This window comes from Mucilaginibacter gossypiicola, from assembly GCF_900110105.1.
Lineage (GTDB): Bacteria > Bacteroidota > Bacteroidia > Sphingobacteriales > Sphingobacteriaceae > Mucilaginibacter > Mucilaginibacter gossypiicola.
This window is the reverse complement of record NZ_FOCL01000004.1, coordinates 934,359-951,214: the sequence shown is the minus strand read 5'-3', so window position 1 is coordinate 951,214 and position 16,856 is coordinate 934,359. Positions and strand designations below refer to the sequence as shown.

10 protein-coding genes and 1 rRNA gene are annotated in these 16,856 nt (G+C 43.4%); 2 read left to right on the top strand and 9 right to left on the bottom strand.

From position 1 onward, the window contains the following. The 8 genes from BMX50_RS17625 to BMX50_RS17590 form a co-directional block, all read right to left on the bottom strand. Positions 1-175: ribosomal RNA gene (locus BMX50_RS17625) — 16S ribosomal RNA — on the bottom strand; the annotation flags it as partial. A 795-nt stretch (positions 176-970) separates the two neighbouring features. Further along, on the bottom strand, positions 971-1,942 hold the full coding sequence (locus BMX50_RS17620) for an ROK family protein (RefSeq protein ID WP_091211827.1): 972 nt from the start codon (positions 1,940-1,942) through the stop codon (positions 971-973). 7 nt (positions 1,943-1,949) lie between these two features. Further along, positions 1,950-3,425 (bottom strand): family 43 glycosylhydrolase, encoded by a 1,476-nt coding sequence (locus BMX50_RS17615; RefSeq protein ID WP_208864734.1) that lies wholly within the window; start codon positions 3,423-3,425, stop codon positions 1,950-1,952. Between the two features lie 30 nt (positions 3,426-3,455). Beyond that, entirely contained in the window at positions 3,456-4,829 is a 1,374-nt protein-coding gene (locus tag BMX50_RS17610; protein WP_091211826.1) for a sugar porter family MFS transporter, read from the bottom strand. 10 nt (positions 4,830-4,839) lie between these two features. Then, positions 4,840-6,555: a RagB/SusD family nutrient uptake outer membrane protein gene (locus BMX50_RS17605; protein WP_091211825.1), complete on the bottom strand. Its 1,716-nt coding sequence runs from the start codon at positions 6,553-6,555 to the stop codon at positions 4,840-4,842. An 18-nt stretch (positions 6,556-6,573) separates the two neighbouring features. Continuing rightward, the gene (locus BMX50_RS17600) at positions 6,574-9,651 is read right to left on the bottom strand and encodes a SusC/RagA family TonB-linked outer membrane protein (RefSeq protein ID WP_091211824.1); all 3,078 of its coding nucleotides are present in this window, start codon (positions 9,649-9,651) and stop codon (positions 6,574-6,576) included. A 190-nt stretch (positions 9,652-9,841) separates the two neighbouring features. Continuing rightward, the gene (locus tag BMX50_RS17595) at positions 9,842-10,858 is read right to left on the bottom strand and encodes a LacI family DNA-binding transcriptional regulator (RefSeq protein WP_091211823.1); all 1,017 of its coding nucleotides are present in this window, start codon (positions 10,856-10,858) and stop codon (positions 9,842-9,844) included. A gap of 237 nt (positions 10,859-11,095) precedes the next feature. Then, positions 11,096-12,106 (bottom strand): LacI family DNA-binding transcriptional regulator, encoded by a 1,011-nt coding sequence (locus tag BMX50_RS17590; protein ID WP_091211822.1) that lies wholly within the window; start codon positions 12,104-12,106, stop codon positions 11,096-11,098. Positions 12,107-12,403: 297 nt separating this feature from the next. On the opposite strand from BMX50_RS17590, the gene fucP reads away from it, so the two are divergent. Then, positions 12,404-13,633: an L-fucose:H+ symporter permease gene (fucP, locus tag BMX50_RS17585; protein WP_091211821.1), complete on the top strand. Its 1,230-nt coding sequence runs from the start codon at positions 12,404-12,406 to the stop codon at positions 13,631-13,633. 577 nt (positions 13,634-14,210) lie between these two features. Here the strand turns inward: fucP and BMX50_RS17580 are convergent. Continuing rightward, positions 14,211-16,100, bottom strand: a complete 1,890-nt coding sequence (locus BMX50_RS17580; RefSeq protein WP_091211820.1) for a UvrD-helicase domain-containing protein — start codon at positions 16,098-16,100, stop codon at positions 14,211-14,213. Between BMX50_RS17580 and BMX50_RS17575 the strand changes: the two genes are divergently transcribed. After that, entirely contained in the window at positions 16,089-16,751 is a 663-nt protein-coding gene (locus tag BMX50_RS17575; protein ID WP_091211819.1) for a sensor histidine kinase, read from the top strand. The two genes, BMX50_RS17580 and BMX50_RS17575, sit on opposite strands and share 12 nt — an antisense overlap. Positions 16,752-16,856: the final 105 nt, after the last annotated feature.

Genomic DNA, 16,856 nt, shown 5'->3' with positions numbered 1-16,856 from the left:
ATGCGGTCTTAATCTCTCTTTCGAGAGGCTATCCCCCTGACTAAGGTAGGTTACATACGTGTTACGCACCCGTGCGCCACTCTCAAGAAAAGCAAGCTCTTCTATCCCGTCCGACTTGCATGTATTAGGCCTGCCGCTAGCGTTCATCCTGAGCCAGGATCAAACTCTCCATTGTAAAATGTTTTGTTTTAATCTCTGACCCTATTATTAATTAATAGAATCTGTATTATTATATCTTTATACAGTTTCTCTCTTGTTTGTAACTCTTCAATCTTCCGTTGCCTTAGCTCCTTCCGATCTCCCGTTACGCTACATGATTTCCATTTCTTAAAAGAACTTTCTCGCTTCCCTATCCAGTTCAGCTATATAATCTTTCGGTTTTTACACCGTTTTGATTTGTCAGTTTTTTACGGCGAGAATCGCTCTCTTTCCGCTTTGATTCCAAAGGCCTAAAACCCTCATCCTCTCTTGTTTAGAAGCTTTTAAACTTCTCTCCCGCTTGGGGCTGCAAAGGTAAAAACCTTTTCTTCATTTCCAAAACTTTTTTTTTATTTTTTTTATTCCAAGTTTCGGACCGCTTCCCTCTCTCTCAATCTCCTCGTTTGAGGGCTGCAAAGGTGTGAATTATTTCCCATTCTCACAAAAGATTTTGATAATCTTTTTTCTTACTTCCTAATTCACTTTCAACCTTTAAAGAACAAATCCCCGCTTCCTCATTTGCGGGCTGCAAAGATAGCCACTTTTACCCCACTTCCAAATTATTTACAACTCTTTTCCAACTATTACCGTTAACTCCTTATTCCTCAATCAGAAAAAGTTTAAAGCAACTGCTTAAAACCCCAGATCTGGCCTTATTTCAAACCAATTCGATAAGCTAATCTTGTTTTATATGAATTAAAACAGCAGGGCTGAGTTTATCAAATGCAGTAACCAATGAGCAAAACATAAAGAACGAAGCGGATGTTGATTGCTACTGTCCCTTGCTGATCAGCGCCAGCGACAAAGCGGCAATGTCACCAATATTTTCGGAGAGGCCTGCAGGTACAATCCTGCAGGTGCTCACCGATTCTTTATAGGCTTCCCTCTTGATCACCTCAACCATAACTGGCTCAAGGAGTTGGCGGGCCCGTCCATATATGCTGCCAAGAACGATCATTTCCGGGTTAAGGATATCAATTAACAGGGCAAGTGCACGCCCAAGGTATTCGGCGCAGATTTTGTATACCTCAATAGCAACGGGATCACCGTTGAAGGCTGCATCTGCAATAGATTTGGCTGTAATGGCCGATAACTCATCAATACTTTTACAAAAACTAACCTGCTCCCCTACCTGTAGTTTTTCCCTGGCTTTGATCTGCCCTATTTGAGCTATGCCACCACCGCTGCAATAGCCTTCAAATGAACCGGCTTTACCAAAACCCACAGGCCCCATATCGGCAAGTCGTATATGGCCCACCTCACCAGCCAAATCAGAAGGCCCCGAATACAGGCGACCGTCAAGGATGAGCCCTGCTCCCATACCGGTCCCGAAGGTTAAGAAGATGAGGTTATCAACGCCCTTACCGGCACCATATTTCCACTCGGCTACAGCACAGGCATTGGCATCATTTTGCAGCAAGGTTTTTATTTTAAACCTTTCTTCGGCCATTTTTACAATAGGCACCTCATCCCAGCCTATTAAATTAGGTGGGGACAAGATGAGGCCTTTTTTACTGCTCAATGGCCCTCCGCAACTGATCCCGATGCCATGTAGTTGTTGCCTCTGTATATTATGTTGCAATAACAGCTCCTCTGCCGTGGTAAACAGCAATTCAATCATTTCGTAAACCGGCTTGTTTGTGGGCATAGCTTGTTTGTCCACAATAGCGATCTCTCCATCGGCAGCAACCTTACCTAATATTACCGCGCATTTTGTGCCTCCAATGTCAAATCCTAACAGCATATATTTATTAATTTTCTTTAAGTGGGCTTACCGTGATCGATTTAAAATTCACTTTACCGTGTTTAGCGTAAAACCAGGCAAAACTTCCATTTTGTTCATAAGTACGGTTAACAATGGTGCGTTTGTGGTTAACATCTACATCAATAATCCCTTCCTTCATCACAATATCTACTTTGAAGGGTTTATCCAAACCATCAACGCCCTCTATCGTGGTGTTACCTAACCTCACCGTTTTATTGCCCGCAGAAAAATTAAGCCTGTAACCACCGGCAGCCCCTTCACCTGAACGCAGGTACAGCCCAAATTCTTCATTGGCAGCAATCGGCTCAATCTCTAAGGTAATGCGGCAATTAAGCGGTACATTTTCAATATGTGCAGAACCTACACCTCCCGGTGAATTAATGGCAGCACCATTATTGCCAAGCGGTGATGCCTGCAGGTCGGTTGAAATTTTCAGGTTTAAAGCATCTCCTGTTTCCGGGATCATTTCTTGCGGGAAGCCGGTATCCAATGTACCGTCGGCCTCCTGGAAAACTTCCCTGAACAATGAGTTGCCGCCAAATATTTCATGGTTTTCATCTTTGCTTTCAAAGCGGTTTGGCACCCATGCGGCCGCTATCCGTCTGCCATTTTTAAACTCGGCTGTTTTAACCACGTTCGACCAATCTTCATTCAGGGCCTGGTAACGCGGTGCTTCCCATGGGCCATAAGGATTTTTTGATTTTACGTAAGATGTGTTACTGCCATCACTATAAACAAGATAATACCAGCCTTTCCAAAAAAAGTAATCAGGACATTCGGGTGTAGACGGCTGGCCGGTTAATATGGGTTCATGAACAGTCCAGTTTTTCAGGTCTTTTGATGAAAGGTGTACCAGCGCGCCGCCATTGTTTTTCATTACCGGGTTTTCTTGCCAGCTGGAAACAAACAAATGAAACTCTCCTGTTTTTTCGTCTACAAAAACCTTGGGATCTCTAAAATCTCTTTTACTATAGCCTGGTGCCGAAGTGTAGAAAGGGTTTGGTTTTTGCTTTTCAAAGTTTACCCCATCATTGCTGATAGCATAGCTCAGTTGCTCGTTCACTTTGCCATCATTGAGCAGGCGGGTAGCATAAAACGCATAATATTTGCCTTTATGGTATACTACCGATCCTGTACAGATGGATTTTTCCCAGGGCTCGTCAATTTTAAGCACCAGCGGAAATTGTTCCCAGTGCTTCAAATCGGTAGATTTGCTCAAAGCCCATTGGTGTCCGCCAAGCCCGTTCAGGCTTTTGTGATGTGCCGAATCCAGCAGCCAGTAATAATAATAGGTTCCGTCTTTTGAGAATGGGATGCAATCGCCCACAAAAAGGTTTCCTTTAGGTTTAAAGTATTGCATGCTCTTTGTCGATTGGACAGTTGGGTCGTACTTAACGCCCAATTGAGCTTTAGCCATAAATGCCATGACAGATAGTAAGCAGGCAAGTGTTAATTTTTTCATATAATCTTAAATAAGTAAAAAGTAAACGGATCAGATATCTTTTGGCGCATCGCCGTTGCGCCAGTGGCTTTCAATAGCTTCCAGCGATTTCCCTTTAGTTTCGGGAATGTAATAGTATCCCCATACAGCACCGATAATACAGATGATGGCATAGCTCCAGAAGGTATAATCAATACCCAGGTTATTAACCAGCTTTAGGAACGTGAATGCTATGATAGCGTTAAAGCCCCAATGGGCCAGTGAGCCAATACTCATACCCACACCACGTACGCTAAGTGGAAATACTTCTGAAATAAGCAGCCAGCCCAGCGGAGCAAGACTGATGGCTATAAAAATAATATAGCATACAATGCTTAAAACCGCAAAAACCGGCAGGCTGGAGCCAAGCGCTTCTTTGAAATGAAAGCATGCACCCAATAATGCCAACGAAGGGATCATACCCCAAATGCCTACAAAGTACAACTTACGCCGGCCTACTTTATCAAGCAGGAATACCGAAAGCAGGCAGGCCAATACATTTACCCCACCAATGATAATGGCCGGGATTATACTTGCCGTATTACTTACTATCCCAGCTATTTTGAAGATGATTGGCGAATAATAAATGATAGTATTAACACCCGAAAACTGCTGAAAAAAGAAAATGCCAACGGTAATGATCAGCGGGGCACGCAGCCAGGGCTTCAGGATCTCGGCCGATGAAACCTTGTGCTGTGCTGATAAAGCAATTTCTTCCTGAAGGCCGGCTAAAGTACTTTCCACCATATCGGGATCTTCCAGTTTCAGGATAATTTTCTTCCCGTCTTCCCAGCGGTTTTTGCTGATAAGCCAGCGTGGCGTTTCGGGCAAAAAGAACATGCCTAAAAGCAAAATGGCTGCCGGTACAAAGCCAACCAGGAACATCCAGCGCCAGCTTTCGTTGTTGGTATCGTTTGATAACCAGTAATCGGTAATGTACGAAAGCAGGATCCCTAAAGTGATCATCAGCTGATTTAATGTTACCAGCGCCCCCCTAACCCTGGCAGGCGAAATCTCTGAAATATACATTGGCACCACATATGATGTGATACCAATGGCAAAACCGATAATAACGCGCATGATCATCAATACAGTTACGTTAGGTGCATAAGCACACCCCAGGGCACCAACAGTGAAAATTACCGCATTGATAATGATCATTTTTTTGCGGCCGATGATGTCAGATAGTTTGCCGCTTGTTAAAGCGCCAACAACTGCACCAACAAGCACTGTTGTGGTGATCCATTCAATATTGGCATCGCTAAGGTGCCAGTACTGTTTTAAAAATGGTAATGCCCCTGAGATAACGCCGGTATCAAAGCCAAATAAAAGGCCACCGGTTGCCGCAATAACTGCAATGAGCAGCACATTAGGTTTTAATTTCATAATTTTTTAGTTAGAATCCTGGGTTTTGTTTGTACAAGCCCTTGCTATAATTGATTTGGTTAAGCGGGATCGGCAAATACTCATCCCGCCCCTTCGTAAATTTAGCAGTTTTGAGATAAGTACGCTTGGTTGACTCGCTTGTAAAATAACTATTGAGGTAAGTATCAGCAATCCCCCAACGTACCAGGTCAAAGAAACGGTTACCCTCCATGGCAAACTCAAGCCTGCGTTCCCGGCGCAAGGCCTGGCGGGCGTAATCCTGCGTCCAAACGCAGTTTACACCGGGCTGATACAGGCTGACCTTATAGTTGGATGTAAAACTGCCGTCGGCCTGTTTTAACCGTGCTGTACTATTGCCGGCACGCTGCCTGATCATGTTGATGAGCGGCAGGGCTTCATTCGGCCTGTTCAGTTCAATAAGTGCCTCAGCTTTCCAAAGCAACACATCAGCAAAACGGATCAGCTCCCAGTTTTTTGAGCTCGACATAAATGGCGGGATCTTTTGAAATGATGGATCGTTGGCGGCGGCATCATCTTTCATACTGGTGAAATAACCGTAGATAGCAGGTGCACGTGCCCAGGAAGTTTGGTAAACAAAAGTAGGCACATACTTAAACGGGTGACCGGGAATACCCACAGTATGATCAAGCCTTGGATCAAAAGTTTGGTTCAGAAAATCGGCTACCTTGGTGGCATCTGTATTATTATAGCCGGTAAACATGGGCAGGCCATTGGCATCCGTTTTAAAGTTGTTTACCAGGTCCTGGCTCGGGATATGCTGCCAGCAGCAACCATATTCGGGGTTCATAGGGTAGGTAAGGGAGTGCCCCATATCAATGCGGCCAAACTGCGTACCATCATTTTTTGAATACTGGATGGCAAATACGGATTCAGGGCCGTTTTCGGTAGCTTCCAAAAAGTTATCTCCAAAATCGGGGGCCAAAGCATAACCACTAAAGTTGATCACACTATCGCACAAGCCAACAACCTGGTTCAGCTTAGCCTGATCAATACCTGTCATGTTATGATTATCGTCCTGCTTATAAGCCTGGTAAAGTAAGGTTTTGGCCAGAAAGGCTAATGCCGTGTACTTGTTAGGCCGGCCGGCATCTGCCTGTTTAGCGGGCAAAACATTGGCGGCATATCTGAAATCTGCCGCTATCTTGTCCCATAGCTGGTCGCTGGTCATGGCGGTGTTTGAGATCTTGATATATTCGGAAGTGGGCACATTCTCGTCAATATATGGCACCCGGTTCCATAATATTTTCGCCATAAAATAATGATTGCCCCTTAAAAACCTCATCTCGCCCTGCCTGCCTGTTTTAAGCGGAAAATCAGATGCTGCGATATTGTCCAGGCGCAGCAAAGCATTATTGGCGCGGGCAATATTATTATAGATCTGTGCCCACATCTGGTCGGTAAGGCCATTGGTGTTCTGATTGGTTACAAATGTTTCGTAATCGTTCCATTCGCTGTTATCCCCAACACCATCGCCTCCTTTATAGGCATCGCCGCTGCGCATGCTGCCCCATGGCCACAGGCTGTTGGAGGTATGCAGGTTTTCGTTGCCTAATGCTGCATAGGCAGCGATCACCATTTTTTCAATATTCTCGGGTGTATTGAGCTGACTGCTGGCTATAACGCCCTGCGGTTGCTCATCAAGTGCCTTTTTACAGGAACCCAGCGTTCCTATCAAGCAAATTATCAGTAATAAATATTTTTTCATCTCATTAAAATTTTAGGGTTAAAATGACAGGTCGAGGCCAATGGATGTTATCGTTGGGATTGGATAAGCGCCCGACGGATTTTCCGGGTCGGTGGCAGTAAAGGATTTACTTTTTACCGTGAACAGGTTGTTAGCCTGCACGTAGATCCTGGCCCGCTGAACTTTGATTTTCCGCAAGGCATCTTTCAGGTTATAACCTACCTGCGCGTTCCGAAGCTTCATATACGAGCCATTCTCCAGGTAATAAGTTGATGTACGGGCTTCATTGTTCCTGTCGACCAAAGTCAAGGCCGGTATAGTTGAGCCGGTATTAGTTGGCGACCAGGCGTTCAATGTCCTGGTTCCCCAATTGGTACCCGGCCATATAGAAGTAAAATCAGTATAGTTTTTATAAGAGTTATAAACCTTAATACCTTGTACTCCCTGGAAAAACAATGCCAGGTCAAAGTTTTTGTACGATAGGTTTACATTGAGGCCATAGGTAAAATTGGGGTTGCCGTTGGAGATATAATCCATATCCTTGTTATCTATCACACCATCGCCATTCAGGTCTTTGTACCTGATCCTGCCGATGCCTTTGCCGGGTTGCGCGGCTGAATTATTTACCTGATCCTGTGAGGTAAATAAACCATCGGCAACATAGCCGTATATTGAATTGATAGAATGGCCAATAATAGTTTGTGTGGTTCCGTTACCCGGATAAGCAGTGATCACCTCAGAAGGGATGTAGGTAACCTTATTCCTGAACGTGGCAATGTTACCGCTCACTGTAAAATTCAGGTCTTTGTTAATTTGCCCATCGTAAGTAAGCAAGGCCTCAATACCTTTATTTTGCATCGATGCACCATTAAAGGTAGTTGTACCGCCCTCGCCTATAACAGCAAGGTAGCCGGGAGTGATAAGGATGTCGGAAGTTTTCTTGATAAAATAATCAACCGAGCCCGAAAGTTTTTGGTTAAACAATCCAAAATCGATACCGAAGTTCGATTCCCTGGTTCCCTCCCATTTCAACGAATTGTTACCCTCCTGGATCTTAACAAAGCCCGAAGGAAGTGTACCGGTACCTGCACCGGTTATATCATAGGCTGTTCCCCTATCGGCGGTAAACGTAGGATCGGTACCATAAATGGCTGCATATAATGAGTTGGTAGCATAGTTACCTATGGTTTGGTTACCTGTACGACCGTAGCCATAGCGCAGTTTCAAATCAGAGATTGCCGGAATTTTTTTAATGAAATCTTCCTGACTTAACCTCCAGGCTACCGTTGCTGAAGGAAAAGTACCATAGCGGTTATTAGCACCAAAACGTGAAGAACCATCGCGACGAACAGTAACGGATGCCAAATACTTGTTATCAAAGGTATAGTTCACCTTTCCGAAGAAAGACAATAGTGAGTAAGCCCCCCCGTTGCCGCCGTTAAGAATATTTGACGAACCGGCATCAAGATAGGCGTAGTTGATATCCTCCAAAGCGTAACCCTGCCTGCTGCCAAAAAAGTTTTGGTTCATATAATGGATAGACTCCTGGCCGGCCAAAACATTGATCTGGTGTTTTTTCAGGTTAAGATCATAAGTCAAGGTATTTTGCCAGATGAGGTTGCCATCAAAGTTTTGTGAGTTAGCTGCAAGGTTGGATGGATCAACCAAAAAGCCCGAAACATATGATTTACGTAAGGTACGTTCATAAAGGCCATCATAATCAACCCCATAGGTGGTTTTAAGGTGCAGGCCGGGAATAACAGTTAAATCGGCAAAAACATTGCCGGTGATACGGCCGAAATAACTTTGGTTTTGCTTGTTATCCATGATCAGCCGCACCGGGTTTTGACGATCGGTCATGCCTGCTGCCGGGCCGCCCCAGCCTCCAGTAACTGTGTATACCGGAACAATTGGATTTTGAACCAGGGCGGTGAACAGTACGCTGTTTACATCGATAAGCCTGTCATTGATAAAGGAAACATTGAGGTTTTCGCCGATTTTTAAGCGGCCATTGAAAAAGTTATAGTCAGTGTTTAACCTGATTGTCGCTTTCCGAGTATGGGTTTCTTTAACAATGCCTTTGTTATCGTAATAACCAACAGAAAGAAAGCTGTTACCTTTTTCACCGCCATTGCTTACCGAAACATTGTAGTTCTGTAGTAATGAAGTTTGACCTATCTCGTCGAACCACCTGGTATCGGCAGGTTTCATGGTTTTGGCCCCATCAATAAACTCGGGCAGGATAATTTTATTGAGCACCGGATTATTAAAATCCTTGTTCCAGTCAAACTGGTAGATCTGGTTATTGTTAGGATCGGTACCATCATTAACCGATGCTTTAAAGTATGCCTCGCCGTGTTGTTGGGTGTTAAGCACTTTAAGCTTTGAATTGTAGTATTGCAGCGATGATGACGCATTGACATCAATACGGCTGATCCCCTTTTTACCACGTTTTGTCGTTACGATGATAACGCCGTTCGCTGCCCTTGAACCATAGATAGTTGCCGATGATGCATCCTTCAATACCTGCAATGATTCAATATCTGCCTGGTTGATCTCTTCTAATCCGCGAGTGGTCGGCACGCCGTCGATCACATATAGCGGGTCATTGTTGTTCAGGGTGCCGATACCACGGATCCTGACAGTGGCCCCACCTTCGGGCGAACCGTTGGTAGTAATATAAACACCCGGTACCCGCCCTTGTAAAGCTTTGGTAGCATTCCCCTGCGGGATATCTTTAATGTCGGTCATTTTTACAACAGATACGGCGCCCGTCAAATCGGCCTTTTTCTGGCTTTGATAGCCGGTTACCACTACTTCGTCAAGGTTACCGGATTGGTATTCAAGGGCTATGAGTGCAGGTTCATTACCTGCTTTAACCAAATAGGTAAATGGCTGCATTCCCACATAAGAGAAAGTGATGTTACTGTTTACATTAGCAGTAAGACTGAATTTCCCATTAACATCAGTTACTGTACTTGCGGTAGTTGATTTTACAGTAACACCGGCAAGGGGTGTCCCCCGCTCTTTTTCGGTTACTGTTCCTGTTACGGTTTTTTGCTGGCCATACAACGCCACGTAACAGAGCATGAGTATGATCGTTAAAATTTTTTTCATAATTCATTGGGTTTAAATGTTGGTTTGATAATCATTTCCTGGTGGATTTGAGTTAAGGTGAATTGCACTTTAATCGATTAAAGTAATAGATTCTAAAATGGTTCATATGCTGTACTGTTTAGTTTTTCAATTTGATTATTAGGTTAAACCTTTTACTTTAATCGATTAAAGTAAAAGGTCAAAAAAAAATTCAGGTCTCCCGGCATGATTTTCCCGGGACAAACCCGGCCTGGAACGTCAGCTTTTTATTTATCTTTTGGTTATTGATCAGGTTGATGAGAGTTTTCACAGCGGCCTCCCCCATTTCTTCTAAAGGCTGCCGCCCGTGGGTAACAGGGCAATAAAACAGGTCGAACGCGTCCGACTCGTCAAAACTTAGTACCGATATGTCATCCGGCACTTTTACACCCAGCGTGTTTAATCTCTTTAAGGCCTCTATGGTGAGCCTGTCTGTTGCCAAAAAAATAGCATCTGGCTTATCAGCAGAATTGAGCAGCGGCTGAATAGCAGATGCTATGCCATGTGGCAAATCATCGCCATCAATATGGATCAGCCATTCGGGGCGGCTTTCCAGGTGATGATCCTTCAATGCATCCAGATATCCCCGGTCGCGTTCCTGCAAATGGAACATGCTTGTTTTTAGGTTGATGAAACTAACGCGTTTATGCCCGGAAGTAACCAGGTAGGTCACCGCGTCATAGGCGGCCTTATAATTATCTAAGGCAACGTAGTTAGTATCTATTTCCGGAAAATAACGGTCGATAAGTACAAATGGAATCCCTGAATTTTGCAAATGCAGAATCTGCTGCTGCGAGTTCTCACCCGGCACCAGGATCAGGCCATCTACCTGCCGGTTTACCAACACATTGGTGAGTTCGGTAAATTTATCAGGGCTTTCATTGGTGCTGCCAAAAATCACGGTAAAGTTAAGTCGTTTAGCCTCAGCCTCTATGGCCCTGGTAATCCCGGTACTGAAACGATAATTGATATCAGCCACCACCAAACCAATGGTATGGGTCTTTCGCATCCTAAGGCTTTTGGCTACCTGGTTAGGCTGGTAATTTAGTTCAATAGCCGCCAGCTTGATCTTCTCCGCGTTTTCCTTGCTTACCTGCTTTTCCTCAGCCTGTCCGTTAAGCACATACGAAACCAGCGCGGTGGATACACCAACGTGTTGCGCAATATCTTTCAGGACAACTTTTTTCACTTTTTAGCAGGCTGGAGTTTAAGGTTAAAATGGGTACGGGAACAAATGTAAATTCTTTAAACGATTAAAGCAACAGATTATTGATAATTTACGCGGCGAGAGCAGAAAAGTCTAACGGGCAAGTGCCGATGCTCCATCATCTTTCTTTTTCGCATGAGAAATAATATTGTATCTTTTCTATAGCTGTAGTCAAAAACCGGGGTCTAAAATATCTTAGCACCTACCCTATGCCGTGGGCTATCTTGTAGATCCTCTTAATACCAGTTTAGGTTGAATAATGATTTTACGCACGACTTTTAATGATTCTTTATTTTCTAATTTATCTAAGAGTGTGTTGAACAGTTGTTTGGCGATTTCCTCACGCGGCTGAGCTATAGCGCTGATGGGCGGATTGAAAATATTGAAAACGTCATGATCATCGAAAGCGATCACTGCAATATCGGTGGGAATATTTAATCCCAGTTCGTTTATGGCTTTTATGCCACTTAGTGCAAGATAGTTAGTAGCAAATAAAATTGCATCCACATCAGCATTATCCTTTAAGAATTGAACCGTCAGCTTTACGGTAGCCTCCATCTCGTCTTCAAAATGCCCTTTAAGAACTAAAGGTTTTAATTTATGCCGCTTTATAGCTGCCATATAGCCGGATAACCTTTCAAGCATTTGTGTTTGACCTGAGTTCAAAGTAACTAACGCTATTCTTTTCGATCCGGCAGCGATCAGATGCTCAACGGCTTCCCTGGTGCCGTTGTAATTGTCGAGTCCAACGTAATCTGTGGGCGTATCCGGCAGATACCTGTCAAATAGCACGACTGGCAGGTTATCATTTAATAAATCCCTGATCTCCGCGTCTATATTAACAGGTGGTGTGATAATATAACCATCCACCTGTCTTGTCCGGAATACGCTTATCAACTCCCGGGCCTTATCAGGATCATTTTCGGTACTGCAATAGATGATCTTGTAGCCGCTTTTGTAAGCCAAAGCTTCCAGATGATATGCTATGTGTGAAAAGAAATGATCGGAAATCTTTTCAACCATGAGACAGATCATCTGAGTTTTCCCTGTACTCAGACTCTTGGCAAGCTGGCTGGGCCTATACCCGGCTTGTTCGGCAAATTCCAAAACCTTTTTGGACAGTTCCCTGCTTATTCTTTTTTCCTCGGCCTTTCCATTCAAAATAAAAGAAACCGTGGACTTGGCTACATTTAGCTGACGAGCAATATCATTAATCGATAGTTTTTTCATTTTAAACAGGAGTACAAAACTAAAAATTTAAAGCGGCTTGGAATCAGATATTCCGGATTTCAAACCAATTGGAACTATTATTTTAAAATCAGGTTTGAATATCGCGTTATTGACTTGCAAAACCGGTTTTATTAACTATAATTGTAGCCGATAAAACGGGGCTAAGAAACCGAATAGTCGACTAAAACAAATTATAAACCAAGATTGATTATGTACAGCTGATTCATCACGATGACAGGTACTGTTACATTTTCACAACAATAACATCCAGGCTAAACCATTTACAATTAAATAACCATGCAAAAAGTTCCTTTTATTGAGAAGAAATACATAGCTAACTTCATTTTCGTAACCTCATTGTTTTTAATGTGGGGCGTACTACATGCCATGAGCGATGTATTGAACAAATATTTCCAGGAGGCATTAAACGTTTCCAAATCACAATCAGGTCTCATTCAACTTTCTGTTTTCGGGGCCTATTTTGTAATGAGCATTCCGGCTGGATATTTTCTTAAAAAATTCGGATATAAACCCGGTGTTTTACTCGGCCTTGGTTTGTTTGCTACAGGGATATTTATGTTTGTGCCTGCAGCAAACGCCGCCTCATTTAATTTTTTCAGAATCGCGCTATTTGTTATGGGTTGTGGAATGGCGACACTCGAAACGGTAGCACATCCGTTCTCTGCGGCCTTAGGCGACCAGCGCACAAGCGATCTCCGTATCAATTTTTCACAAATGTTTAATGCCATTGGTGCCATTTGCGGGCCGCTTATTGCCTCATGGTTTCTGCTTAGGGCAACCGGCGCCAGTACCACTGATCTTTCGGCTGTAAAATCTCTTTACATAGGTATCGGAGCCGTTATCATATTCCTGATCATCGCCTTTCTTTTTCTCCGCGTGCCTTCACTTACCGACCCTCATGCGGTAACGGCCTCAGATGATGAAGAAGCGTTAAACGTTGATTTGGCGCCTTCAAAAAAACTATACCAGCATAAACATTTTGTATGGGCAGTTGCCGCACAATTCTTTAACGTAGCGGCTCAAGGCGGTACATGGGCCTTTTTTATCAATTACGGTCATGAAGTGATGGGCTTCAGCAATCTTACAGCAGGAAACTATATGAGTGTTTTTATGCTGATGATGGCCTTAGGGCGCGTGATAGGCACATTTCTGATGAAGTTCATTGCGCCTAACAGACTACTGGCAACTTTTGCTATGTGCAATATAATCATGTGTATTATCGTTGCTCAGGGATGGGGATGGACGTCATACGTTGCGCTGATGATGATCAACTTCTTTTTCAGCATCATGTTTCCAACTATCTTTAGTCTTGGCTTAAAAAACCTTGGACGCCACACGCAGCAAGCTTCATCATTCATATCAATGGGAGTTGTAGGCGGCGCAATTTTTCCATTACTAATGGGCCTGGTGGCTAATCATAGTGTTGCTAATGCCTATTACCTGCCTATTATATGTTACGTAGTCATCTTTTTGTTTGCCTTTAAGTTTTATAAAGTTAAACACTAAGTTATAATACGCATCACTTTTTCAAGGATACTGTTTAGAACCAAGTCAACCATATACCGGAGATTACGGACAGGCATGGTAACGAGGTAGCCATGCCTGTTCAAAAATGTGCTATCGGGCTAAAAAGATGATGATAACCACTATCGCTATTGGAAATGGCTACAGATGAGTACTTTCCTTTAATGACCGCTGCCTCCTCCACATAAAGTCCAAGCCCGTAAACGTTTTTTTCTTATTGACCCGGAGCTGCCCCAGTTCGGTTGGTACTGATTACAGGGCTCTTTTCGTAAAAAAGCACGGCCCCAAATCATGGGGCCGTGAAACCAATTAAAATAATGCTCGCGAACTAATATTTTAGATATCTCACCTTAAATTGGCTGTGAATAAATCTTCATATAATTCTGCTCTCAGTACGCGGGTTAATACGTTTCCTATATTATTAGCAGCGCATTACTGGTGCACGCGTGTCGCGTGTACCTTGATCATTTGGTTTTGAAATGATATTTAGCGAACGTATAACCTCACCTAATCAGATATTCATGACCTGGTTGTGAGGAACACGCGACCCAACATAGGGTTAGAATCCTTTTTCGAATGTGAGCTTAGGCAAAATGATCATGATCTGGTGTTGAGTACCCTCTTTTCGCCACCAAACCACATAATTAACCATGGCTTCTTTTAGTCTGAAGTTTTTGGCTTTCAACGATGTTATCTTTTCCATGAACTGCATGGAGAATTTGATCACCGGATAACCACTGCTTTCTAAATATTCCTCGCCCCGATATTGCAAGTTATCACCAGCTAATAAATTGGCAACACGTGGCTGCACATTATAAAAGTGGTTTAGTTGAACATCTTTATGCGTTAGGTGCATTGATAATTGGTCGGCACGCGAGTTTTGTTCTGTTATCTCTGTCCGATGCAAGTTCGTGACTTGGATATGGTCAAAATGCCCGCTATTGAGATGGATAGTCAAGTTCTGTTTAGCCCGGGTGATCGCTACGTAAAGCTCTCGTTTTTTTTGCTCGGTGGTCGTGTTCTCTAAGCTGTCCAGCATCAGGAATAAGTTGTCAAATTCCCGTCCCTTAGCTTTGTGGATGGTTGATACAAAAATGGTTTCGGTATCGCGCTGATAAAAGTCCTCCAAATGCGACTCGCGGATAAAAACATCAAGATCCGACCGGTATTTCTTTTTGGGGTTTACGATTTCAAAATCTGTTATCAATTGCTCTAATATTGACCAATTTTCACTTTGGACGAACTTTGTTTTTACCGACCTTTTTGCCGCATCCCAAGCATTGTCTGTAATTACATAAACATCATTCGGAGTATTCAGTTGATCAAGAAAGTGTTTTATCTCGTCTAAATTGTAAAGCGCGAATCCATCGTTGGAGCGGATGAGTTTAGCTTTCAGACCGTGTTTTAAAAGCAAACCCGTTATTTCTTCTGCTTCGTTATTACTATGGGTAAGTATGCATGTACTGCCGGCTAAGGGTGTGTTGATGATTTCTGTCACCGTAGGCACGATTAAACCGCCATGCGTGTGTCTGTAGATCTTTATAACGCCGTTGCCGACCTTGTGAGTTGTTATAGAAGTGTGTTTTAAACGGCTTTGTAAGCATTTTACAAATTGGTTGGCAAACTCTGCAATGTTGTCCTTGCTCCGGTAGTTTTCTGTTAGTTCATAGAGTTTACCTCCCTGCAAGGTTGCCAGGGTTTTAAGATATCGGGAGTCCGAACCACGAAATTGGTAGATGTTCTGATCATCATCCCCAACCGCTATGACTCGCATCTCTTCGTTTTCGGCCATCAGCGCGCTAACCAAACTGAAATTGTCCTCGTCCATATCCTGCGCCTCGTCTATCACCAATACGGTCTTGGTTATCCTGTTAGGTTCAACCTCTTTGCTCTTTATCTTTTCAATGGTTCGCTTGATTATGGTATCGGCTCCGTCGATACTTCCCACTTTACCCAACAGGTCAAAGCAATACGAATGGAAGGTTTTTATCTCGATAAAGTGAGCGGCATTACCCACCAGTTTTAATAAACGCTTTTTAAACTCGGTTGCAGCCGCACGCGAGAAAGTGAGCATCAGCAATTGCTCGTGCTTAACATCTTCCAGCATCATCAGCGATGCCAGTTTGTGCACCAATACCTTGGTCTTCCCACTACCAGGTCCGGCCGCCACTACTATATATTTCGAAGTTTTGTCACTAATTATAGCTGATTGCATTGGCGAAAGTTCGCCGATAAGCTCTCTGTATTTTGCGGGTGTAAGGTTCTGACTTATCTCTTGTTGCCTGCTGCCTTTAAAATATTTGTTCAGGAACGAAGGGTAGTTGAGTCGGAAATAATCATCAACAAATTGCAATGCACCTACGTAGTCGTCTATCATCTTTTGCGCATCATCACGGAGAAAAAACAAGCTGAAACGCGAAAAAGTGATTTCATCGGAATGGTAAGTCATGAATTAAAAACCCCGTTAACATCCCTTGGGGCCATTATTCAGGTAGCGAACCTGAAATTAAAAAACAGCGAAGATAAGTTTCTTTCCGGCGCAATGCAGAAAGGTGCATTGCAGATCAAGCGGATGACAAATATGATCAATGGTTTTTTAAACATATCCCGTCTTGAGTCAGGCAAGATCCATATTGATAAACAAGAATTTGACCTTTGTGAGTTGATTCTGGAGGCCATCGAAGAAACTCAACTCATCTTTGGTAGCCACGAGATCCACTTCGATGGATGTCCCTTGATCCGATTGAATGCCGATCGCGATAAAATAGAATCTGTTATATCTAACTTCATCAGCAATGCCATTAAATATTCACCAAAGGCAAAGGATGTTTACGTCATGTGTAAAACAGAGGATCAAAAAGTAGTGGTCAGCGTCAAAGACGAAGGAATGGGTATAGAGCCCGGTGATCTTGAACGCATATTTGACCGTTATTACCGCGTGGAATCGAACCATACCCGGCATATTTCGGGTTTTGGCATCGGCCTTTATCTTAGCTCGGAGATCATTGAACGTCATGGGGGCAAAGTCTGGGCTGAAAGCCAAAGTGGAATCGGCTCTGTGTTTCATTTTAGCCTGCCGCTGGATACCGGAGACGCTTAAACTCTTGTCTATCAAAAAAACAAACAACCGAACACGATAGGTTAACAAAACTATGCGTATTAACCGGACGAAACATTCGAGCACCAATAAAAGAGCTCTATCAAA